Source organism: Sphingomonas sp. GW821-FHT10F11 (genome assembly GCF_058809095.1).
On sequence record NZ_JBXASH010000007.1, the window covers coordinates 35,611 to 56,819 of the forward strand.

Below are 21,209 nucleotides of genomic sequence, written 5' to 3' on the forward strand. Positions count from 1 at the left end.
ACCAATGCAGGGTTGGACGATAGCGCCCTGTGCAGGGTAGGATTGCGCCGTGACGTTCTTCGAAAGCCTGATCGCGCTGCTGCTGATGGCGATCCTGCTGCTGCAGGTAGCGCGGCGAACCTGGATTCCCTACCCCACCATGCTCGCCGCAGCGGGGGTGATCGTCGCGCTGATCCCGGGCAGTCCGGTGATACGCCTCGACGGCCATACCGCGCTGGCGCTGTTCATCGCACCGGTGCTGGTCGACGCAGCGTTCGACTTTCCGCTGGCAGCGATTCGCAGCCTGTGGCGCCCGCTGCTCGCACTCGCGGTCGGCGCCGTCGTCATGACCACCGGCGTGGTCGCCTGGATCGGCTGGACGTTCGCCGGCCTGCCGATCGCCGCCGCGATCACCCTGGGCGCGATCGTCGCGCCGCCCGACGCAGCGGCGGCGACGACCGTATTGCGATCAGCCAAGCTGCCGCGGCGCACGGTCGAGGTGCTGACCGGCGAGAGCCTGCTCAACGACGCGACCGCGCTGCTGCTGTTCAGCGCCGCGCTCGCGATCCAGAGCAATGGCGGAATCGACGGCGGGGTGGCGTTGCGCCTCGGCTTCGCCGTGCCCGGCGGCATCGCGCTCGGCATCGGCTTCGCCTGGCTCACGCGCTATATCGCGCCTTACACGCGCGGGACACTCGGCGGGAATGTGCTCGAGTTCGTCAACACCTTCCTGGTGTGGATGATCGCCGACCGGCTCGGGCTTTCCGCGGTGCTGTGTGTGGTCGCGATGGCGATGTTCCTGGCCAATACTCCCTCGGTGCGGGCCAGCGCGCGGAGCCGCATCCAGTCCTTCGCGGTATGGAGCGGCGTGGTTTTCCTGCTCAACGTGCTCGCCTTCCTGCTGATGGGCATGCAGGTGCGCGAGATCGTGGGAGAGATGCGGCCGGAGCGGTTGCGCGAAGCGCTGGGTTTCGCCGGGCTGGTGGTCGCCGGAGTCGTGCTCACGCGCATGGCATGGGTGCTGCTCTACAACCGGCTTGCTGCGCGCTTCGCCGTGATCCGCGGTCCGTTGAAGGCGCCGGGCCTGGCGCAGAGCGTCGTGGTCGGCTGGTGCGGCATGCGCGGGCTGGTGACGATGGCGACCGCCTTCGCATTGCCCGTCGATTTCCCGCAACGCGACATGATCCTGATCGCTGCCTTTGGCGTGGTGCTGGCGACGTTGGTCGTCCAGGGCCTGACGCTGACGCCGCTGATCCGCCTGCTCAACCTGCACGATGGCGGTGCGGAGGAGCGCGAGATGGCCACCGCCCGCAGGTCGCTGGCCGAGGTGGCGCTGGAGGCGATCGCCGATGCCAAAGGCAGGGTCGCCGAGGAGACGCGCCGGCAGCTCGAGATCGACCGGGACGCGTTGATCGACCCCGACGCGTGCAGCGCCTTCGAAGAGCGCCAGCGATTGAAACGCGCCGCCATTGCCGCGCAGCGCGAGAGGCTGTTTGCGCTCCGCGACGAGGCAAAGGTCGGCGAAGACGCCTTTGAAGTACTTCAGGAAGAGCTCGACTGGCGCGAGCTGGCGGTCGGGCCGGAAGACATCCGCACGATCGAGGAAGGCTGACCCGTGCCGCGCACTACGCCTCCCCCAGCCCCTGCGACGATCGGCGGCGCGATCGCGCAGCGTATCCGGCGCAGGATCGTCGGGCAGGTCCGCGCGGTGTTCAACGACACGAAAAAGGGCGAGCGGCCGGTGGTGCGCAGCGACGATGCGCTGTTCGATCCGGGCACGGTCGTGTGGCGCGTGCACGGCGACGTGACGACGATGATGGTTGGCGGGGTCGCGGCGCTGCTGTTGCAGATGCTTCACCCGGCAGTGCTCGCGGGCGTCTGGGATCATTCCAATTTCCGCACCGACATGCTCGGGCGGTTGCGGCGCACCGCGCGGTTCATCGCGATGTCCACCTATGGCGCGCGGGACGAGGCGCAGGCCGCGATCGCGCGGGTCCGCGGCATCCACGACAAGGTCGACGGCGCATTGCCCGATGGCACGCCCTATCGCGCGGGCGATCCGAAACTTCTCGCCTGGGTACATGTCAGCGAGGCAACGAGCTTCCTCGACGCCTGGATCCGCTATAGCGAGCCGGCGATGTCAACCGCCGATCAGGACCGTTATTTCGCCGAGTTCGCGCGTATCCCCGAGGCGCTGGGCGCCGTCCCGGTGCCGCGCAGCCGGGCCGAGGCGAATGCGCTGATCGCCGCGATGCGGCCCGAGCTGATGGTCGACGAACGGACTCGGGAGGTTGCGGCACTGGTGCTGAACCAGCCCGCACGCACGCTTTCCGCCGGGCCGGTGCAGGCGATCACCTTCCAGGCGGCGGTCGACCTATTGCCGGACTGGGCCCGGCGGATGCACGGACTCGCCGCGCCGCGCCTCACCCGGCCGCTGGTGCGCGTGGGCACATTCGGGATCGCGCGGACATTACGCTGGGCGTTCGGCTAGAGACTCTCCTTCGGGCGGCGCGACGATCCGCAGCGCCCCTGCCCTGATCCTGAAATGCAGCGGGAATTCGAGTTGCCGCACTTCACCGTCGAGCCCGACATCGACCCGCTTGCGGTGCGCATGGACGGTCAGCGATTCGCATGCGCCATATTCGACGAAATCCTTGTGATGATCGGCCCGTCCGGTCACCGCGCGCAGCGCGAACCACAGCAAGGCGAATCGCCCCGGCGCGGCCAGCGCGAAAACCGACAGCTTGCCCTGCTTCAGCGAGGCACGCTCGCCGATCCGCCCGCGTTCGAGCGAATAGAGGTTGTTGCCCACGAAGAGCAAAGAGGTGACCAGCGGCTTCCGGCCCTCGCCCATGTCCAGGCTGAGCCGGTAGCGCCTGAGGCGGGTCCAGGCGTTCCACGAGGCCGGAATGGCGGCGAACCATTTCGGCACGCCCAGCCGCTCGCGATAGGCGTCCCGCTCTCGCACCATCATCGGATAAAGGCCGATCGACGCGTTGTTGGCAAAGACATGGCCGTTGACCTCGGCAAGGTCGATCGAGGTCGCGGTGCCGTGCGCGGCCAGTGCCGCCGCCTCTTCCAGCTTGGCGGAGATGCCGAGATCGCGCGCGAGATGGTTCAGCGTGCCCAGCGGCAACAAACCCATCTCCACATCGCCGCCCGCCAGCACGGCGGCGGCGCAGGCCGCGGTGCCGTCACCGCCGCCGACGACCACGCGCCGACCGGTCGCGGCCGCTTTCCGCACCGCGCCGGGCGTGTCGGGCCCGTCAAGCAATCGCACGGCGATATCGACGCCGGCGAACGCATCGACCAGATGCGTTTCGAGATCCTCGCCGGCCGATGCGGCGGTGCCTCCCTTGCGGTTGACCAGAACGGGAAGCGGCGATGTCGACACAGGCCCGTAACGATCAACCGTGCCGGTTGTTCAGATCATAAGCGCCGGCGTTGTGACGATATCGTCCATCACCTGTCGCGACATCCAGCCATCGCCAGCGGCGACACGTCCGGTTTCGATACCGTCCCATCGCATTTTTTCCTATTAAATGCATAGGAATTGATCCATGGAGGCTGCGGACACACGCCAGGATGGCACGGGTGACGATCGACGTCTCTCCGTGGCGCCCTGAATCAACTACGGAGAAATCGTCCATGAAGAAGTTCGTTATCCTGCCGCTCATCGCCGTCGCTTCGCTCGGCCTCGCCGCTTGCGACCCGAAGCCGGCAGCCGTCGACAACAACAGCAGCGAAGTCACGCTGAACAGCGAAGACACGCTGGACGTGAACGCGACCGACGAAGCCGCGCTGAACGTGACGGACAACGCGACCGCGGTCGACAATGCGGCTGCTCCTCTGGACAGCGCCGCGAACGCGGCCAACTAAGCCCGACCCCCGGCGTCCCCAAGCGGCGTCGGAACAGGGCCGCGCGACCCCAGGGTCGCGCGGCCCTTTTTATTGGGGCATCGGATCGCCCGAATTTCGTCCGATGGCGAAGGCGGACTATCGCAAAGCAAAGCAGGCCTGTATTTCCTAGTTATCCGATAGGGATTAGATTGGCGATGCGTTGATGCTCCCTAGCAAAACGTAACCTACGGCCCGGCACCCACGTGCCGGGCCGCTCCTTTTCCCGCGATCAGGCTTGCCTTCGGCGATGGTGCGCATGGATGTCGAGTTCGACGCCGCAGAGACGCTAGCGATCAGGCATAAGCCACGATGGATCAACCGACCTCAGACGCGCGGCGCGATCTCGACTCGAGCGGATTCAGGGAAGTGGTGGAGCCGTGGGGGATCGAACCCCAGACCTCTGCAATGCCATCGCAGCGCTCTCCCAGCTGAGCTACGGCCCCATCGTCGCGGGTCTGGAATTTCCCGCGAAGGCGTCGCCCCTACCGAGGCGACGCGACCTTGGCAAGCGGTGTGATCGCCATGCCGGTCGATTTTCAAACAAAATTCCGATGGGCGCCCCGGTTGAAGCCGGGACGCCCCTTTTCATGCGATCAATGCTCGTCGTCGTCCGTCGGCGCTTCGACGCCGAGATCGTCATCACCGCCGAGATCGACCTCGTCGTCGGGCGAGGGCTCCTCGTCTTCACCGGTGTCGATATCCTCGTCATCGTCACCGACCAGGTCGGCATCCTTTTTGACAAGTTCCGGCTTCGGCGCGTCGAACGGCAGAGGCTGTTTCGACTTGAGAATGGGCTCGGGCAGCCAGGTCGATCCGCAGGAGATGCAGGTGACCGGATCGTCCTTGCCGAGATCGTAGAAGCGCGTTGCGCATTTCGGACACGACCGTTTCGTGCCCCATTCCGGCTTGATCATGCCGATTCGACCTTTCGAAGAAATGGGAGTTTTGCGAGATGACCCGCAAAGTGGGGCGCGCCTTGCCATAGCGCAAGCGCACTGTCAAAAGCCCGCGCCAATGCCGCATCCCCTGCCCCGCCCGCTCCAGATCGCCCCTTCCGGCCCGCTGCACGGCACCGCCGTCGTGCCCGGCGACAAGTCGATCAGCCACCGCTCGCTGATGCTGTCCGCGCTCGCCGTCGGCGAAAGCCGGATCGAGGGGCTTCTGGAGGGCGAGGATGTACTCGCCACCGCCGCGGCGATGCGCGCGATGGGCGCCGATATCCGGCGCGGCGACGACGGCATCTGGACCGTCAACGGCGTCGGGGTCGGCGGACTGCTCCAGCCGGAAGCGGCGTTCGACATGGGCAATTCGGGCACCTCGACCCGGCTGTTGATGGGGCTGGTTTCCAGCCATGCGATCACCACGACCTTCATCGGCGACGCCTCGCTGTCGAAGCGCCCGATGGGCCGGGTGATCGAGCCGCTGTCGCGCATGGGCGCCGAGTTCACCGCAAGCCCGGGCGGCCGTTTGCCGCTGATGGTGCGCGGGCTGAACCCGGCGGTACCGATCGAATATATCCTGCCCGTCGCCTCGGCGCAGGTGAAGTCGGCAATATTGCTCGCCGGCCTCAATACGCCCGGCATCACCCGGGTGATCGAGCCGGTCGCGACGCGCGATCACAGCGAACGGATGCTGCGCGGCTTCGGCGCCGAGTTGAGCGTCGAGGAAACGAATCAGGGACGGATCATCTCGCTGGTCGGCGAGGCGGAGCTGAAGCCGCAATCGATCGTCGTGCCAGGCGACCCCTCGTCCGCCGCCTTCCTGGTGGTTGCCGCGACGATCGTGCCGGGATCGGACGTGCTGGTGACGAATGTCGGCCTGAACCCCACGCGCGCCGGCCTGTTCGAGGCGTTGCGCCTGATGGGCGCCGACATCGTTGAGGAAAATCCACGCATCGTCGGTGGGGAGCCGGTCGCCGATCTGCGCGTGCGCCATGCGGCGCTCCGCGCGATCGAGGTGCCGGCCTATCTCGCCCCGAGCATGATCGACGAATATCCCATATTGTTCGTCGCCGCCGCCTTTGCCGAGGGGCGGACGGTCGCCCGCGGTGCCCATGAGCTGCGCGTCAAGGAATCGGACCGGATCACCGCGATGGCCGAGGCGCTGGGCACGTGCGGCGTGGGGATCGAGGAATTTGAGGACGGCGCCGCGATCCAGGGCAATGGCGGCGGGCCGATCGCCGGGGGCGCGACCATCGCCTCGCAACTCGACCACCGCATCGCGATGAGCATGGCGGTGGCGGGCCTCGCCGCGAAATCTGCGCTTACCATCGACGATGTCTCGCCCATCGCAACATCCTACCCTATGTTCCTCGAAACGCTGGATGCGTTGAAGGGTACAGAAGTGGTTGCAGGGTCATGATCATCGCCGTCGACGGACCTGCCGCATCGGGCAAGGGCACCATCGCCCGCGCGCTCGCCAAGCGCTACGGGTTGCCGCATCTCGACACGGGCTTGCTCTACCGCGCGGTCGCGGCGAACGTGCTGCGGCTCGAGCTCGACCCGGCGATCGAGGCCGATGCGGTTGCCGCCTGCGATTTCGACGATCATCTGCTCGAGGATCCCGAACTGCGCAGCGACGAGATCGGCAAATATGCCTCGGTCGTCTCAGCGCATCCGCTGGTGCGGGCCGCGCTGTTCCACCGCCAGCGCCGCTTCGCGCATCAGCCAGGCGGCGCGGTGCTCGACGGGCGCGATATCGGCACGGTCATCGCGCCCGATGCCGATGCCAAGCTGTTCATTCGCGCGACGCCGATGATCCGCGCCAAGCGCCGCCATGCCGAGCTGCGCGAGCGCGGATCGCAGGTCAGCCTCGACCGGGTGCTGGCCGACATCCGCGCCCGCGACCTGCGCGACGCGACGCGGGGCATCGCGCCCATGGCACCGGCGAACGATGCCGCCTTGCTGGATACCAGCTTTCTCTCTATAGACGCCGCCATCCAGCGGGCCGTTGCGCTCGTGGAGGCTCGGACAGCGGCGCCGGTGGCAACACCCTAGCCGGGGCGAGGCGCGAAGCGGAAACGGCTCATCCGGCAACGGATGGTAACTCGCCGGTCCTGCTTACGCGCCCTTTTCGCTTTGTCATGATCTTTCGCGAGGGCGATGGGCGTTGGGCGTCGCGACCGGCAACCGGCCGCCGCGGCATATAGGCCAAGACCGCCGGAGACAACCGGCTGGCCGGAAACATAGTGTTTAGGAATCAAGAATTTATGGCCACTTCGGCATCCCCCACGCGCGATGATTTCGCGGCACTTCTCGAAGCCACGCTCGGCGACGCAGACGGCTTTGAAGGCCGGGTCGTCAAGGGCACCGTCACCGCGATCGAGAATGATCTCGCGGTCATCGACGTCGGCCTCAAGTCGGAAGGCCGCGTGCCGCTCCGCGAATTCGCCATGCCGGGCCAGAAGGCCGATCTGAAGGTCGGCGACGAAGTCGAGGTCTATGTCGACCGAGTCGAGAACGTCCACGGCGAAGCGATGCTGTCGCGCGACCGCGCCCGCCGCGAAGCCGCCTGGGACAAGCTGGAAACCGAATTCGCCAAGACCGCCCGTGTCGAGGGCGTCATCTTCGGCCGCGTGAAGGGCGGCTTCACCGTCGACCTGAACGGCGCCGTGGCGTTCCTGCCCGGCTCGCAGGTCGATATCCGCCCGGTCCGCGACGTGACCCCGCTGATGGACATCCCGCAGCCCTTCCAGATCCTGAAGATGGACCGCAAGCGCGGCAACATCGTCGTCTCGCGCCGCGCGATCCTGGAAGAGACCCGCGCCGAGCAGCGTTCGGGCCTGATCCTGTCGCTGGCCGAGGGCCAGGTGATCGACGGCGTCGTCAAGAACATCACCGATTATGGTGCGTTCGTTGATCTCGGCGGCATCGACGGCCTGCTGCACGTCACCGATCTGAGCTACAAGCGCGTCGGCCATCCGAGCGAAGTGCTGAACATCGGCGACACCGTCCGCGTCCAGATCATCCGCATCAACAAGGACACGCAGCGCATCTCGCTCGGCATGAAGCAGCTCGAGAGCGATCCGTGGGAAGGCGCCGCCGCCAAATATCCGATCGGCGCCAAGCTGTCGGGCCGCGTGACCAACATCACCGAATATGGTGCGTTCGTCGAGCTGGAGCCGGGCATCGAAGGCCTGGTGCACGTCTCCGAGATGAGCTGGACCAAGAAGAACGTCCATCCGGGCAAGATCGTCTCGACCTCACAGGAAGTCGATGTCGTCGTGCTCGAGGTCGATCCCGACAAGCGCCGCATCAGCCTTGGCCTCAAGCAGGCCCAGTCGAACCCGTGGGAAGCCTTCGCCGAAGCGCATCCGGTCGGCTCGACCGTCGAGGGTGAGGTCAAGAACGCCACCGAGTTCGGCCTGTTCATCGGCCTCGACAACGACGTCGACGGCATGGTCCATATGTCCGACATCGCCTGGGGCGTTTCGGGCGAAGACGCGCTCAACCTGCACCGCAAGGGCGAGATGGTTCAGGCCATCGTGCTCGACATCGATGCCGAGAAGGAGCGTATCTCGCTTGGCATGAAGCAACTCGAGCGTGGCGCTCCGGCAGCCGGCGGCGCTGCGGCCGCTTCGAGCGGCAGCGGTTCGGGCGGCCTCAACAAGAACGCGATCGTCACGGTCACCGTTCTCGAAGTCCGCGACGCGGGCCTCGAGGTCCAGGTCGGCGACGATGGCGCGACCGGCTTCATCAAGCGCACCGATCTCGGCCGCGACCGCGACGAGCAGCGTCCGGAGCGTTTCCAGGTCGGCCAGAAGTTCGACGCGATGGTGACCGGTTTCGATCGTTCCAAGAAGCCGACCTTCTCGATCAAGGCGATGCAGATCTCCGAAGAGAAGCAGGCGGTTGCGCAGTATGGCTCGTCCGATTCGGGCGCGTCGCTGGGCGACATCCTTGGCGAGGCGCTCAAGGCGCGCAGCAGCGAAGCCAAGAAGTAAAAACCCCCATTCCGGGCAGGCGGACGGGTCCGCCTGCCCGGGAAATGTCGATTTTTTACAAATTTGCGTCGATTCGATCCTATTCGCCGGATGGCGCTTGAGCTACACAATAGGTCCGAGGCGGTCATTTGTCCGGAACGGGACTAATCCGCCAAGGCCTTCCGGGGGGAAGGTCGAGCGCCCTGAGGTCGCTCGATATGTTGGGGTTAGAAGGAGTCGACAACGCCATGATCCGTTCCGAACTCGTCGAAATGCTCGCCGCGGATAATCCCGATCTGGCCATGCGTGACGTGGAAGCGATCGTAACAACCTTCTTCGACGAGATCTCGAAACGCCTCGCGACGGGCGGTCGCGTCGAACTGCGCGGCTTCGGCGCCTTTTCCACCCGGGCCCGCGATGCCCGTATCGGCCGCAACCCGCGGACCGGCGAAGTGGTCGAGGTCGACGCCAAGCGCGTCCCTTATTTCAAGCCCGGCAAGGAAATGCGCGTTCGATTGAACGTCTGAGCGCCGGCATGGCTTGACGCCTGCCCGCCTATGCGCTTCGCAGGGCGTCAAGCGGACGTGGCGAAATTGGTAGACGCACGGGACTTAAAATCCCTCGCCCTCGTGGTGTGCGGGTTCGAGTCCCGCCGTCCGCACCATTAAGTTATTGAATTTTCCTGATCCTCCGACGTCGCCCAAGGCTTCCCGTGACAGGATTCAGGAAGATCGGGGCGTTCAAGGCCCCAGGCTCAGTCGCGAAAGCTGCCGGGATAGAGGCCGCGACGACCAGCAAATTCTGGCCGGTGATATACCCCGCATGACGGCTGCACAGAAATGCGCACGCCGCGCGTTCGCCGATCCGGGGCTGAAGATCACCGTCTATGCGACGACCAGCTATACCAAGCCGCGCACGGTCGGTGTGCGGCTGGATTATAGTTTCTGAAACCATGGCGGTATCATTGGCGTTTGGCGTATCCGTCGAAGGCGACGGCCGCGACGATGATCAGGCCGATCACGATCTGCTGCCAATAGGCGGAGACGTGCATGATCACGAGGCCGTTGGTCAGCACGCCGATGAGCAAGGCCCCCACGATCGTGCCGCCGATGGTGCCGCGTCCGCCGCTCAGGCTAGCGCCGCCGATCACCACCGACGCGATGATGCGCAGTTCGTAGCCCGTCCCGGCCACCGCCTCCGCCGATCCGAGCCGCGAGGCCAGCAGGAAGCCGGACAGGCCGGCAAGCAGCCCCACAATCGCATAGACGCTCGCAATCAGGGCGGGGACATTCAGACCGCTGAGCCGCGCCGCCTCCGCATTGCCGCCGACCGCGTAGATCTGCCGGCCATATCGGCTGTACCGTTCGATCACCACACCGATGGCGACGACGAGCGCGAAGACCAGAACCGGCACGGGCAGCCCCAACACGGCACCCGAACCCCACCAGCGGAATGACGGGCCGAAGCCGTTGATCGGCCCGCCGTCGTTCAGCACCAGCGTCGCGCCGCGCCAGATCGTCATGCCGCCCAGGGTCACGATGAAGGGCGGGATGCCGAACGCCGTCACCGCCCGTCCCTGCATCCAGCCGACCACGCCGCCCACCAGCAGGGACACGAGCAGCGCGCACCCCCATTCGGCCGCGCCTTGCAAGCCCGCGGATTGCGCCGCCAACGCACCGGTCATCGCGGCGAAGGCAAGCAGCGACCCTACCGCCAGATCCACCCCGCCGCTCACGATCACGAAGGTCATCCCGACCGCGACGATGCCGAAGATCGACACTTCGGTCAGGATGTTGAGCAGGTTGCGGACGCTCAGGAAGTTCGGATTCAGCAGCGCGAGCGCGACGATCAGGAAGACGAGGAAGAGGCTCGTTCCCCACCGCCGGAGCCACCGGATCACCGCGCGCCGCCGCGACGCCGGGATGGACGGGCCCGGCTGGGCCAGCGTCGCGTTCATGCGGCTGCTGCCTCGACCGCATCGTCCGCACCGGTCATCATCGCCATCAAAACCGCCTCCTCCGCCTCTGCCGCATCGACCTCCCCCACCCGCCTGCCCTCGCGGAACACGAGGATCCGGTCGCTGACCGCCATGACTTCCGAAAGTTCGGACGAAACCACAATCACCGCGGTGCCCTCGGCCGCGAGGCCGGCGAGCAGCGCGTGGACCTCCGCCTTTGCGCCGATGTCGATGCCGCGGGTCGGCTCGTCCACGATGAGGATCTTCGGCGCCAACGCCATGCAGCGCGCGAGAATGACCTTCTGCTGGTTGCCCCCCGACAAATGCCCGATCGGCGTCTCGGGACCCGCCGTCTTGATGTTGAGCGCGCGCACATATCGGTCGACCAGGCTGCGCTCAGCGCGGCGATCGACCAGGCCCCAGCGCGAAATCCGGCCCAGACAGGCCAAAGTGAGGTTCTGGCGCACGGACTGGTCCAGGAAGCAGCCGGTCTGCTTGCGATCCTCCGACACCATCGCAAAACCGTCGCGGATGGCGTGGCCCGGGGTCTTCGGAAGGCCGCGATGGGCACCCCCCAGCATCATGTTGCCGGAATCGGCAGGATCGGCGCCGAACAGCGCACGGCAGAACTCAGTTCGGCCCGCGCCGACAAGACCGGCCAGACCGACGATCTCGCCTGCCGAAACCTCGATCGAAAGATCGTGCAGCTGCACCTTGTGCGTATCGCCCCCGCGCCGGGCGCGGCTGATGCCGCTGGCCCGGAGCAACGGCGTGCCCTCGCCCGGAGCCCTGGGCGACCGGCGCTCGAACTCGACATCGCGTCCGACCATCATCCGCACGATATCGCGCTGAGCCACGTCCGCCACCTGTCCCGCCGCGACGAAGCGGCCGTCACGCAGCACGGTGTAGCGGTCGCATATCGCGAACACCTCCTCGAGCCGATGGGTGACGTACACGACCGATATGCCTCGGCGCCGCAGCCCCCGGATGATCCCGTGAAGCGTCTCGACCTCGCGCCCGCTGAGCGCCGCGGTCGGCTCGTCCATCACGATCAGGCGCGCATTCTGCGAGAGCGCGCGCGCGATCTCGACCATCTGCTGCTGGGCGACGCTCAATCGCTCGACCGCGACCCGAGGGTCCATGTCGAAGCCGAGCGCCGCCATCGCCTCGCGGGCCTGCGCGTACATTCCGCGCCAGTCGATCAGCCCCCAGCGCAGCGGCTCGCGGCCCAGGAAGATATTCTCCGCGACCGACATGGCGGGCAACAGGCTCAACTCCTGGTAGATCGTGACGAGGCCGGCGTCGGTTCGGCCGAGCGGGCCTTCGTGCGGATCGAGCATCCGCCCGTCGAACTCCATCCGCCCATCGTCGGGCGGCAACACGCCGGCCAGGATGCGGAGAAGGGTCGACTTTCCCGCGCCATTCTCGCCGAGCAGGGCGTGAACCTCTCCCCTGCCGACCTCGAACGCCGCGCCATCGAGCGCCAGGACGCCGCCGAAACGCTTGGTTATCCCGGCCGCGGCCAGCAACAGGCCGGCCTCGTCAGGCTCGCGCAAGGCGATTTCCCGACCCGATGCACGATATGCCGAAGCAGGGCCCCCAGTTCACGCAACTCTCCCAGATGGCGATCAATCCCACCTCCATCTCATCGTTGCGTATTGCTAACGCCCGATCCGGCCATTGCCAAGCGGCTTCAGGAAATCTGTATATATGGTTGCACAGATTATGTAGTCACTTTACGCTATATCTATGATACAGGCTAAGCGTGATTACCGACTGACGGGACCAGAAAAGGTACGGGCCAGCGCACGCGGCCAGGATTCCATCCGCTGGTATGCGCCGGCCATCCCCAGGAAGCGCCTGGCGGAGCTCATGGAGCGGCGCGACGGGCCCGCCATTCGCGATACGTCGCTCTGGTTCGCACTGCTCGGCGCGAGCGGTGCCGGCCTCGTGGCAACCTGGGGCACGCCATGGTGCATTCCCTTCGTGATCGCCTATGGCCTTCTCTACGGGACGGCATCGGATTCGCGCTGGCATGAGTGCGGGCATGGCCGTGCGTTCAAGACGAAATGGATGAACGACGCGGTGTACCAAATCGCGAGTTTCATGATCCTGCGCGAACCGGTCGTGTGGCGTCGCAGCCATACGCGGCATCATACCAATACCCTGATCGTCGGCTGGGATCCGGAGATCGCGGTGGAGCGGCCTCCGAGCATCTCCCATCTCTTGCTCAACCTGCTGGCGATCAGGAGCGGCGCGCACGCTTTTGCTGGCATGGTCCGCCATGCGGCCGGCCGCATGGGCGCGGACGAGGCAAGCTTCATTCCCAGATCCGACTGGCCGTCGGTCTTCCGGACGGCCCGCCTGTGGCTCGCCATCTACGGCGCCGTTATGGCCGCGTGCCTCGTGACGCGCAGCGTCCTGCCGGCAATGCTCGTCGGGCTGCCGAGCTTCTACGGCGCATGGCTCTCGGTGATCTTCGGCATTGCGCAGCACGGTGGACTGGCGGAAGATGTCGAGGATCATCGCCTCAACAGCAGGACCGTGTTGATGAATCCGGTCTTCCGGTTCCTCTATTGGAACATGAACTACCACCTCGAGCATCACATGTTTCCGCTGGTGCCCTATCACGCGCTGCCCGACCTGCACCGCGAGATCGCCGGTGATTGCCCCCCACCGGCGCGCAGCCTGTTCCACGCCTATCGCGAAATCGTCCCGGCATTGCTCTCCCAGCGCCGCGACCCCACGCACGAGATCGACCGCGTGCGCGCGCACCTCCTGCGCACGAAGACCCGGGAAGACTGAACACGACAAAAGAGAAGGGGAACGGATGCGATTGCTCGAAAAACCGGTGAGGCTCGCCCTCCCAGCCCTGATCGTCCTCGCGCTCGCCGGCTGCGACAAGGCGCGCCAGGACAGCGTGCAGGTTACGGCGAGCTTCAGCTCGCTCTCCACGCCCTATTTCATCACGATGCGGCAAGCGGTCGAGAAGCAGGCGCCCATGGCCGGCGTGGATGTCACCATACTCGACGGTCAGGCGAACTCGTCGAAACAGGCTTCCGACCTCGAGACCGCATCGGTCGACGGCACCCAGGGGGTGATCCTCGCCGCCAATGACGGAAGGGCATTGGCGCCTCAGGTCGATCGTCTGCGCGCCGCCGGAATCAAGGTCGTCGCGGTCGACAGGCGGATCGACGGCACCGCAGCTCCGGTGCCTTATGTCGGCGCCGACAATGTGGCAGGCGGTCGCCTGCTCGCGTCCTGGGTGATCGAGCATTTCCCCCGCGGGGCCCGTGTCGTGGTCATCACCAACGAACCGGGAACCAGCACACAGATCGACCGGAGCCGCGGCGTCCGGGAAGGCCTGGCCGCCGGCGGCGCGACCTATCGGATCGTCGCCGAGCAGACCGCGAACTCGTCGCGCGACCAGGCGCTCACGGTGGTGCAGAATCTGCTCACCTCGTTCGGCGCCGCGAAGCGCCCCGACGCCATTCTCTGCCTCAATGACAATATGGCCCTCGGCGCGATCTCGGCGCTCAAGGAAGCCGGCATTCCGGTCGGCGCGGTCAAGGTGCTGGGCTTCGACGCGATCCCCGAAGCCCTCGACAATGTCCGGGCCGGCACCCTGGCCGCAACCGTGGATCAGGATGCAGGCGCCCAGATCAAGGCCGCGCTCGCCACCATCGTCAAGGCGATCAAGGGCGGCGACGTCCAGTCGGTCTCGATCGCACCGCATTTGGTTACCGCCGCCAACCTGAAGAAAATAGTCCCTGCGGAAGGGGCGTCAGATGCCGCAACGCGCGGCATGGCGCCAGCCCAGGCCGGCCAATAGCGGGAAGTTTTCGGCCCGCTCGCGCGCATGGGCGGAGGACGCCGTGCCGCGGATCACCCGCCCCTTGATGCCGTGAAAGATCGCAGCGAGGCGGAAGAAGTTGAAGGCGAGATAGAAGCCATAGTCAGGTATTCCGACCCGCCCGGTGCGACGGCAATAGGCGGCCACATAATCGGCTTCCGACGGGATATTCAGCGCCGCCAGATCGGCACCGGCGAGGCCAGCCACGATGTGCGGCGGCATGTGATACATCATGGCGTGATAGGCGAAATCGGCGAGCGGATGGCCGAGCGTCGACAATTCCCAGTCGAGCACCGCGAGGATGCGCGGCTCGGCCGGATGGAAGATCAGATTGTCGATGCGGAAATCGCCATGGACGATCGCGACATCCCCGCCCTCGGGGATATGGGCCGGCAACCATTCGGCCAGCCGATCCATGTCGGGATCGCGGCCGGCCTGCCCGTCGTCCAGATACTGGCGCGACCAGCGCGCGATCTGGCGCGCGAAATAATTGCCGGGCCGGCCATAATCGCCGAGACCGATCGCCTGCGGATCGATCCCGTGGAGCCGTGCCAGCACGGCGTTCATCGCGTCGAAATAGGCCGGGCGCGCGTCTCGCTCGACCTCCGGCAGGGTCGCATCCCAGAAGATCCGCCCTTCGACCATGTCCATCACGAAGAAGGGCGTGCCGATCACCTGCTCGTCGTCGCACAGGCCATGCACGTGCGGGACGGGAAAGCCCGTCCTACCGAGCGCCGAGAACACCTGCGCCTCGCGCTCGATCGCATGCGCGCCCTTCAGCAAAATCCCGGGCGGCTTGCGCCGCAACACATAGTCGCGGCCGGGGGTGGCAAGACGATAGGTCGGGTTGGACTGGCCGCCCTTGAACTGCTCGACCACAAGCGGGCCGGCATAGCCGGGAATATGCGCCGCCATCCAGCCATCCAGCCGGGCCTCGTCGAAGCCATAGCCGGGGCGAACGGGGGTCGTTCCGGTGTTCGCGGCCCGATCGGCAGCGGTCATCCGGCGATCGGGCGGGGCGTGAATTCCACCGGCAGCGTCTTCAGCGCGCGGGCCTCGCTCGACGTGTAATCGGGCTCGAACCCGTCGGCGATCCGATAGTCGCCGATCCGGCGCAGCACGGTCTTCAGACAGATGTCGATCATCACCCGCGCATAATGCCGGCCGATGCAGACATGCGCGCCGGTGCCGAACGACATATGCTCGCGCGCATCGCGCGAGATGATGCACTGATCGGGGTCGGCGAACTTGGCTGGGTCGCGGTTCGCGGCGCCGTTGATCGCCAGCACGAAATCGCCGGGGTGGACGATACCGCCGTCAAGCTCGGTTTCCTTCGTCGCCGTGCGGCGCAATGCCTGGATCGGCGTGGTGAAGCGCAGGAACTCCTCGATCGCGCCTTCCCAGGGGACCTCGCCGGAAAGCAGGCGCTTCTTGTCCTCGGGATGCTCGCCCAGATGATAGAGCGAACCGCTCATCGCCGAGCTGGTCGAATCGAGCGCGCCGAACAAGGCGAGGATCAGCACCTGATACCCCTCGGTGTCGGTCAGCATCCGGCCGTCGAATTCCTCCTCGATCAGGCATTGCAGCAGGTCGTCGCGGCGTTCGGTCGCGGTACGCCGTTCGGCGACGAGGTTGGTGAGATAGCCGGCGATCTCGCCATAGCGCTGGACCCAGCCGTCATGGTCGTTGAGCCGGTGATGCACCATCCACAACAGCTTCTCGGACAGCATCTGCCGGTCGCTGAGCGGCACGCCAAGCACCGGCAGAGTCGTCATGGCGAGGAACGGCCGGGTAAGCTCGTTGACGAGATCGGCGGTACCCCGCGCGGCGAACGCATCGATCAGCTCGTCGGCCAGCCCCTGGATGCGCGGGCGATCCGCCTCGGCCGCTTCCTGGGTGAAGAAGCGGTTGAGCACGCGGCGCCAGCGGGTGTGGCTCGGCGGATCGAGATCTACCGGCAACAGGCGCACGAGCTGGTCGGGCAACCCGGCGCCGTCAGCCGACGAGAAGGTCTTGTACTCGGCGAAGACCCGTTTCACCCCGTCATAGGTTGTCGGGAAATAGAATCCGCCCAGTTCGTTGGAATGGCCAAGCGGGCATTTGCCGCGGACCGCCGCCAGGAAGCTGTAGGGGTCCTGTGCGATCTCCGGGCTGTGATGATTGTAATCCGCCTCGGTATGGTTCGCGGTCATCCTGGCTCTCCTGGTCGCGCTCAACGCTGGCTGCGCGGGGTGAGGATGGTGATCCCCTCCATCGCGGCGGTGACATGGATCTGGCACGATAAGCGGCTGCGTTCGTCCACTTCAACGCCGAATTCGAGCATCTCCCGCTCGTCGTCCGAGGCTTCGCCGGTCACCGTGCGCCATTCGTCGGGAATATGGACGTGGCAGGTCGCGCAGGCGAGCGCGCCGCCGCACTCGCCCTCGATGGCGACGACGCCGTTGCGCACCGCCGTTTCCATCAGGCTGGCGCCCTCCATGGCGTCGACCTCGATTTCGGCACCGTCCACATCCTTGTACGTGACCCTGACCATCGCCGCTCCCTTGATGGCATGTGACCGGCGACATTGTGCCGCCGGTCACCAATTCCTGCCGTTGCCCGTTCCGACCGGTCAACGGTTCCTGAAGCTGACCGTGACGCCGACGGTACGCGGCGGCGCCAGGAACTGGATGTCGCCCAGCGCCTGCTCGGTACGGTTCAGATAATAATCCTTGTCGAACAGGTTCCTGACCCAGAACTGGACGCCATAAAGCTTGTCGGGCGAGGTCCAGCCGATCGTCGTGTTGACGACCGCATAGGACGGAATGAACAGCCGGTTGGCGGCCGAGACGAACACCTTGTCGCGATAGGACCCCGTGGCGTTCAACCCGAATTCGCCGATGCTGGTCGGGATGCGATAGTCGAGCGACAAATTGGCGCTGACCCGCGGCGCGTAGATCATGTCGTTGCCCGTCGCGTTCACCGAACTCTGCCCGCCGAGCAGGGGCGAGGAGGGCGTGAAGGTCGCGTTGGGGAAGTCGGTATATTTGCCGTCGAGCCAGCCCGCGCCCGCCGAGATGGTGAAATGGCGCGATGCCTTGATCGTCAGGTCGGCATCCACGCCGTGCACCCGGGCAGCCGCCGCGTTGGTGGTCAGCACCGCGCCGCCGCCGGTGATGTTGAAGACCTGGATGTCCTTGTAATCATAGATGAAGGCGGCGATGTTGAAGCGGACCTTGTGGTCGAAGAACTGCATCTTCAGGCCGGCTTCATAGGCATCCAGCACCTCGGGCCGATAGCCGGGCGTGCCGGCGTTGATCATGTTGAAGCCGCCGCTCTTGATGCCGCGATTGTATGAAAGATAACCGAGGATATCCGGCGAGAAATTATGGTCGAGCGCCGCGCGCCAGGTGAGCTTCTTGATGTTCTGCGATTGCGGGCAGTTGGTGGTGGCGCCGGGGCATAGCGGGTTGGCGGGATGCGGAAACACCACGCCACCGCTTGCGGTGTAACCATCGGTATCCTGCGTTTCATAGGTGTAGCGCAGGCCGCCCGTCAGCTTGGTGTCGGTGAAGATCGGCACGGTCGCCTGGCCATAGCCCGAATAGGATCTGGTCTTCTGTGAGCCGAACAGATCGATATTGGGAAGCGGCGCCGCGGCGAAGCCGGCGATGCGCAGCGGCGTATAGGCATATTTGGCGTCGAAGAAATAACCGCCGATCAGCCAGTCGATCTTCGAATCCTTGTTCGAGAGCAGCTGGATTTCCTGCGAGAAGCTTTCCGCGAACTGGTTGATCGTGGCCTGGACGATCGGCGTCGGCGTCGCATCCTGGTCGAGCTGGAATTCGCCCGTGACATGGCGATAGCCCGAGATGCTGACCAGGCGCGCGAAGTCCAGATCCTGATCGATCCGCAGCGAGAAGCCATAGACCTCGTTGTCGGCCGTGTTGCGGAAGTCGGTGTTGGTCCTGCGCTTGCCCGGATAGCTGGTGACGCCGTCCGCGCCGATCACGCCCTGGGCGAGCTGATAGTCGGCGCCGGTCGACTTCAGCCGGCTGTAATCGCCGGTCAGCCGGATCTCGGTGTTCGCCCCCGGGGTCCAGAGGATCTTCGAGCGGAGGCCGACCTGGTTGCGGAGGAAGATGTCCGCATTGCGGTTGATGTCCTTGCCATAGCCGTCGCCGTTGCGATCGAAGCTGAAGGCGAGATCGGCCGCCAGATTGCTGGCGAGCCCGCCCGACACATAGGCCTGGGCCTCGAGCGTGTTGTAGGTGCCATAGCCCACGCTGGCATCGACCAGAGGTTGCTGGACTGGATCACGGGTGATGATCTGGATCACGCCGCCGGTGGCGTTGCGGCCGAACAAGGTGCCCTGCGGCCCTTTCAGCACCTCGATCCGCTCGACATTGTTGAACTTGAAGATGTTGCCGGTGACCGACGGGATATAGACGCCGTCGATATAGGTCGCGACCGACGCCTCGTCGTTCGGGTTGGATTGGTTCGAGCCGACGCCGCGCAGGAACGGCGTCACCGACACGCCATTCTCGGTCAGCGTCAGGTTCGGCACCGCCGTATCGAGGTTGAGCGTGTTCATCACCTGGCGCGAGGCAAGATCGCCCGCGGTGACCGCGGTGACGGCGATCGGCACCTGCTGGAGCGACTGCGAGGTGCGCTGCGCAGTGACGATGATGTCCGGCAGCGTGGTATCGTCGGCCTGGGGCTGCGCGCCTGCGGCCGTCGGTTCGACTGACTGGGCATAGGCCGGGGCCGCGACACCAACGGCCAGCGCGACACCTGAAAGCAACATGACACGAGTGTTCATTTCGTCCTCCCCAACCGGCGCCGCTCTTTTTGGCGGTCCTCCTGCCCGCCGGTTCGCCATTGAACCATACGGTGTTAGCTTGTTATCGTCGTTTGCGATGGATTGCAACGACCAGTTTTGGGTCACTCAAAAGATCGTTTCGGCATCGCGCTCCTTACACAACCTATGTTTTTCGCAGGTGCGAGATGATCAGGTCGCGACAGCCACTGGTTGGCGGGCACCTTGCCGCGATTATGAAACAGCGTTAGGGTAAAGCGACAAAAGCGGCCGACTCAAGGGCCGCGGGGTTGGAGATGCGATGACTGCGGACGAACAGATGCTCGATCGTGTGCGGCATGGCCGCTTCCTGATCGACGGCGAATGGATCGAGCCCGGGGATCGCACCCTGTTCGAGATCGTCACCCCTTCCGACGAAACGGTCTTCGCCGCGGTGCCCTTCGCCACCGCCGAGGATATCGGGCGTGCCGTCGACGCCGCGCGCCGCGCCTTCGATCACGGCCCCTGGCCGCGCCTGTCGCATCGCGAGCGCGGCGACTTCCTGGCGCGCCTTGCCGATGCGATCGAGGCGAAGTCGGATCTGTTCGCACGGATCTGGACGTCGGAGGTCGGCGGGCTGATCGGCTATGGCGGCCATATGGTCGCAGGTTCGTGCGCGATGATCCGCGACTTTGCGCGGATGGCGGACGACTTTCCCTTTGTTGAGCGGCACACGCCGACCGCGGGCGGCAATATTGGCCTGCTGATCCATGAACCGGTCGGTGTGGTCGGCGCGATCATCCCGTGGAATGCGCCGATCCTGATGCTCGCCTCGAAGCTGGCCCCTGCCCTGCTCGCCGGCTGCACGGTCGTGGTGAAGATGTCGCCCGAGGCGCCGCTGGAAGGCGTGCTGCTCGGCGAGATCGTCCAGGAGCTTGGTCTGCCGCCGGGCGTGCTCAACATCCTGATGGCTGACCGCGACGTCTCCGAATTGCTCGTCCGCAACGAAGGCGTCGACAAGATCAGCTTCACAGGATCGAGCGCGGTCGGCCAGCGAGTCGCCTCGATCTGCGGCGGCCGCATGGCGCGCGCGACGCTGGAACTGGGCGGCAAGTCGGCCGCCGTGGTGCTCGACGATTCGCCGCTCGATATCGTCGTCAACGCGGTCGCGCCGCAGGTCGGCATGCTCGGCATGCAATTCTGCTCGGCGCTCAGCCGGGTCATCGTCCCGCAGCACCGCCACGACGCCCTGCTCGACGGCATCGCGGACGCGCTGAAACAGGTTCAGGTCGGCGATCCGTTCGATCTCGCCACCCAGATGGGGCCGATGTCGATGAAGCGGCAGCGCGACCGGATCGAGGGCTATATCGAAAGCGGCAAGGCGGACGGCTTCACGCTCGCCACCGGCGGCGGCCGGCCGCACGGCTTCAATCGCGGCTATTATCTCGAACCCACTCTGTTCGGCGGCGTGCGCAACGACGCGAAGATCGCCCGGGAGGAGATTTTCGGACCCGTCATCTCGGTCATCCCCGCGCGCGATGAGGAAGAGGCGATCGCGATGGCCAATGACAGCGATTTCGGCCTCAACAGCTCGGTCTTCACCGCCGATCGCGACCGGGCGATGCAGGTTGCGCGGCGGATGCGTGCCGGCACCGTCGGCCACAACGCGTTTCGCAGCGATTTCGGCATCGCCTTTGGCGGCTGGAAACGCTCGGGCATCGGCCGGGAGGGCGGCCGGCTCGGCCTGCTGCCCTATCTCGAAGCCAAGACGGTGATCCTGGACGAAGAGCCGTCGTCGGTCCTCGCCTGACATTGGGGGGTA

19 protein-coding genes and 2 tRNA genes are annotated in these 21,209 nt (G+C 65.8%); 12 read left to right on the top strand and 9 right to left on the bottom strand.

What is annotated here, in order from left to right:
- Nucleotides 1-49: 49 nt before the first annotated feature.
- Both AC1RT8_RS18765 and AC1RT8_RS18770 read left to right on the top strand, forming a co-directional pair.
- On the top strand, nt 50-1,591 hold the full coding sequence (locus tag AC1RT8_RS18765) for a cation:proton antiporter (protein WP_493077368.1): 1,542 nt from the start codon (nt 50-52) through the stop codon (nt 1,589-1,591).
- Nucleotides 1,592-1,630: 39 nt separating this feature from the next.
- Complete coding sequence (locus AC1RT8_RS18770; protein ID WP_493077700.1) at nt 1,631-2,470, top strand: oxygenase MpaB family protein; 840 nt, start codon at nt 1,631-1,633, stop codon at nt 2,468-2,470.
- Here AC1RT8_RS18770 and AC1RT8_RS18775 read toward each other — a convergent pair.
- Nucleotides 2,450-3,373 carry a diacylglycerol/lipid kinase family protein gene (locus AC1RT8_RS18775; protein ID WP_493077370.1) on the bottom strand — a complete coding sequence of 308 codons (924 nt, stop codon included), beginning with the start codon at nt 3,371-3,373 and terminating at the stop codon, nt 2,450-2,452. The genes AC1RT8_RS18770 and AC1RT8_RS18775 overlap by 21 nt on opposite strands.
- Before the next feature lie 254 nt (nt 3,374-3,627).
- On the opposite strand from AC1RT8_RS18775, the gene AC1RT8_RS18780 reads away from it, so the two are divergent.
- A complete protein-coding gene (locus AC1RT8_RS18780) occupies nt 3,628-3,858 on the top strand; it encodes a hypothetical protein (RefSeq protein ID WP_493077372.1) in 231 nt (76 codons plus the stop codon).
- Between the two features lie 388 nt (nt 3,859-4,246).
- Here AC1RT8_RS18780 and AC1RT8_RS18785 read toward each other — a convergent pair.
- Nucleotides 4,247-4,322: transfer RNA gene (locus AC1RT8_RS18785), tRNA-Ala, on the bottom strand.
- A 150-nt stretch (nt 4,323-4,472) separates the two neighbouring features.
- Nucleotides 4,473-4,793 carry an FYDLN acid domain-containing protein gene (locus AC1RT8_RS18790; RefSeq protein WP_493077374.1) on the bottom strand — a complete coding sequence of 107 codons (321 nt, stop codon included), beginning with the start codon at nt 4,791-4,793 and terminating at the stop codon, nt 4,473-4,475.
- Between the two features lie 100 nt (nt 4,794-4,893).
- On the opposite strand from AC1RT8_RS18790, the gene aroA reads away from it, so the two are divergent.
- From aroA to AC1RT8_RS18820, 6 genes are all read left to right on the top strand, one after another.
- Nucleotides 4,894-6,240, top strand: a complete 1,347-nt coding sequence (aroA, locus tag AC1RT8_RS18795; RefSeq protein WP_493077376.1) for a 3-phosphoshikimate 1-carboxyvinyltransferase — start codon at nt 4,894-4,896, stop codon at nt 6,238-6,240.
- Complete coding sequence (gene cmk, locus AC1RT8_RS18800; RefSeq protein WP_493077378.1) at nt 6,237-6,875, top strand: (d)CMP kinase; 639 nt, start codon at nt 6,237-6,239, stop codon at nt 6,873-6,875. Before aroA ends, cmk begins: the two co-directional genes overlap by 4 nt.
- A gap of 212 nt (nt 6,876-7,087) precedes the next feature.
- Entirely contained in the window at nt 7,088-8,821 is a 1,734-nt protein-coding gene (rpsA, locus tag AC1RT8_RS18805) for a 30S ribosomal protein S1 (RefSeq protein ID WP_493077380.1), read from the top strand.
- 227 nt (nt 8,822-9,048) lie between these two features.
- Nucleotides 9,049-9,327 carry an integration host factor subunit beta gene (locus AC1RT8_RS18810; RefSeq protein WP_272625862.1) on the top strand — a complete coding sequence of 93 codons (279 nt, stop codon included), beginning with the start codon at nt 9,049-9,051 and terminating at the stop codon, nt 9,325-9,327.
- A 51-nt stretch (nt 9,328-9,378) separates the two neighbouring features.
- Nucleotides 9,379-9,464 (top strand) — tRNA-Leu (locus AC1RT8_RS18815).
- Nucleotides 9,465-9,622: 158 nt separating this feature from the next.
- Nucleotides 9,623-9,748 (top strand): hypothetical protein, encoded by a 126-nt coding sequence (locus AC1RT8_RS18820; protein ID WP_493077382.1) that lies wholly within the window; start codon nt 9,623-9,625, stop codon nt 9,746-9,748.
- A gap of 13 nt (nt 9,749-9,761) precedes the next feature.
- Here the strand turns inward: AC1RT8_RS18820 and AC1RT8_RS18825 are convergent, their stop codons facing one another.
- On the bottom strand, nt 9,762-10,757 hold the full coding sequence (locus AC1RT8_RS18825; protein ID WP_493077384.1) for an ABC transporter permease: 996 nt from the start codon (nt 10,755-10,757) through the stop codon (nt 9,762-9,764).
- Nucleotides 10,754-12,313: a sugar ABC transporter ATP-binding protein gene (locus tag AC1RT8_RS18830; RefSeq protein WP_493077386.1), complete on the bottom strand. Its 1,560-nt coding sequence runs from the start codon at nt 12,311-12,313 to the stop codon at nt 10,754-10,756. The genes AC1RT8_RS18825 and AC1RT8_RS18830 overlap by 4 nt, the downstream gene beginning before the upstream one ends.
- 193 nt (nt 12,314-12,506) lie before the next feature.
- Here AC1RT8_RS18830 and AC1RT8_RS18835 point away from each other — a divergent pair, with 193 nt between their 5' ends.
- Nucleotides 12,507-13,562 (top strand): fatty acid desaturase family protein, encoded by a 1,056-nt coding sequence (locus AC1RT8_RS18835; RefSeq protein WP_493077387.1) that lies wholly within the window; start codon nt 12,507-12,509, stop codon nt 13,560-13,562.
- Between the two features lie 46 nt (nt 13,563-13,608).
- Nucleotides 13,609-14,589, top strand: coding sequence for a substrate-binding domain-containing protein (locus tag AC1RT8_RS18840; RefSeq protein WP_493077389.1), 981 nt, complete (start codon nt 13,609-13,611; stop codon nt 14,587-14,589).
- Here AC1RT8_RS18840 and AC1RT8_RS18845 read toward each other — a convergent pair.
- The 4 genes from AC1RT8_RS18845 to AC1RT8_RS18860 all read right to left on the bottom strand — a co-directional run bounded on the left by AC1RT8_RS18845 (nt 14,542) and on the right by AC1RT8_RS18860 (nt 19,411).
- Complete coding sequence (locus AC1RT8_RS18845; RefSeq protein WP_493077391.1) at nt 14,542-15,612, bottom strand: phosphotransferase; 1,071 nt, start codon at nt 15,610-15,612, stop codon at nt 14,542-14,544. The two genes, AC1RT8_RS18840 and AC1RT8_RS18845, sit on opposite strands and share 48 nt — an antisense overlap.
- Nucleotides 15,609-16,802 (bottom strand): cytochrome P450, encoded by a 1,194-nt coding sequence (locus tag AC1RT8_RS18850; RefSeq protein ID WP_493077393.1) that lies wholly within the window; start codon nt 16,800-16,802, stop codon nt 15,609-15,611. Before AC1RT8_RS18850 ends, AC1RT8_RS18845 begins: the two co-directional genes overlap by 4 nt.
- A 20-nt stretch (nt 16,803-16,822) precedes the next feature.
- Nucleotides 16,823-17,143, bottom strand: a complete 321-nt coding sequence (locus AC1RT8_RS18855; protein WP_493077395.1) for a 2Fe-2S iron-sulfur cluster-binding protein — start codon at nt 17,141-17,143, stop codon at nt 16,823-16,825.
- Between the two features lie 78 nt (nt 17,144-17,221).
- On the bottom strand, nt 17,222-19,411 hold the full coding sequence (locus AC1RT8_RS18860; RefSeq protein ID WP_493077397.1) for a TonB-dependent receptor: 2,190 nt from the start codon (nt 19,409-19,411) through the stop codon (nt 17,222-17,224).
- A 298-nt stretch (nt 19,412-19,709) separates the two neighbouring features.
- On the opposite strand from AC1RT8_RS18860, the gene AC1RT8_RS18865 reads away from it, so the two are divergent.
- A complete protein-coding gene (locus tag AC1RT8_RS18865; RefSeq protein ID WP_493077399.1) occupies nt 19,710-21,197 on the top strand; it encodes an aldehyde dehydrogenase in 1,488 nt (495 codons plus the stop codon).
- Nucleotides 21,198-21,209 lie beyond the last annotated feature (12 nt).

Excerpts from the sequence above, each read along its gene's own strand:
- AC1RT8_RS18780 (WP_493077372.1), top strand. The coding sequence starts at position 3,628 with ATGAAGAAGTTCGTTATCCTGCCGCTCATCGCCGTCGCTTCGCTCGGC.
- AC1RT8_RS18790 (WP_493077374.1), bottom strand. The coding sequence starts at position 4,793 with ATGATCAAGCCGGAATGGGGCACGAAACGGTCGTGTCCGAAATGCGCA.
- aroA (WP_493077376.1), top strand. The coding sequence starts at position 4,894 with ATGCCGCATCCCCTGCCCCGCCCGCTCCAGATCGCCCCTTCCGGCCCG.
- cmk (WP_493077378.1), top strand. The coding sequence starts at position 6,237 with ATGATCATCGCCGTCGACGGACCTGCCGCATCGGGCAAGGGCACCATC.
- rpsA (WP_493077380.1), top strand. The coding sequence starts at position 7,088 with ATGGCCACTTCGGCATCCCCCACGCGCGATGATTTCGCGGCACTTCTC.
- AC1RT8_RS18810 (WP_272625862.1), top strand. The coding sequence starts at position 9,049 with ATGATCCGTTCCGAACTCGTCGAAATGCTCGCCGCGGATAATCCCGAT.
- AC1RT8_RS18820 (WP_493077382.1), top strand. The coding sequence starts at position 9,623 with ATGACGGCTGCACAGAAATGCGCACGCCGCGCGTTCGCCGATCCGGGG.
- AC1RT8_RS18825 (WP_493077384.1), bottom strand. The coding sequence starts at position 10,757 with ATGAACGCGACGCTGGCCCAGCCGGGCCCGTCCATCCCGGCGTCGCGG.
- AC1RT8_RS18835 (WP_493077387.1), top strand. The coding sequence starts at position 12,507 with ATGATACAGGCTAAGCGTGATTACCGACTGACGGGACCAGAAAAGGTA.
- AC1RT8_RS18845 (WP_493077391.1), bottom strand. The coding sequence starts at position 15,612 with ATGACCGCTGCCGATCGGGCCGCGAACACCGGAACGACCCCCGTTCGC.
- AC1RT8_RS18850 (WP_493077393.1), bottom strand. The coding sequence starts at position 16,802 with ATGACCGCGAACCATACCGAGGCGGATTACAATCATCACAGCCCGGAG.
- AC1RT8_RS18855 (WP_493077395.1), bottom strand. The coding sequence starts at position 17,143 with ATGGTCAGGGTCACGTACAAGGATGTGGACGGTGCCGAAATCGAGGTC.
- AC1RT8_RS18860 (WP_493077397.1), bottom strand. The coding sequence starts at position 19,411 with ATGAACACTCGTGTCATGTTGCTTTCAGGTGTCGCGCTGGCCGTTGGT.
- AC1RT8_RS18865 (WP_493077399.1), top strand. The coding sequence starts at position 19,710 with ATGACTGCGGACGAACAGATGCTCGATCGTGTGCGGCATGGCCGCTTC.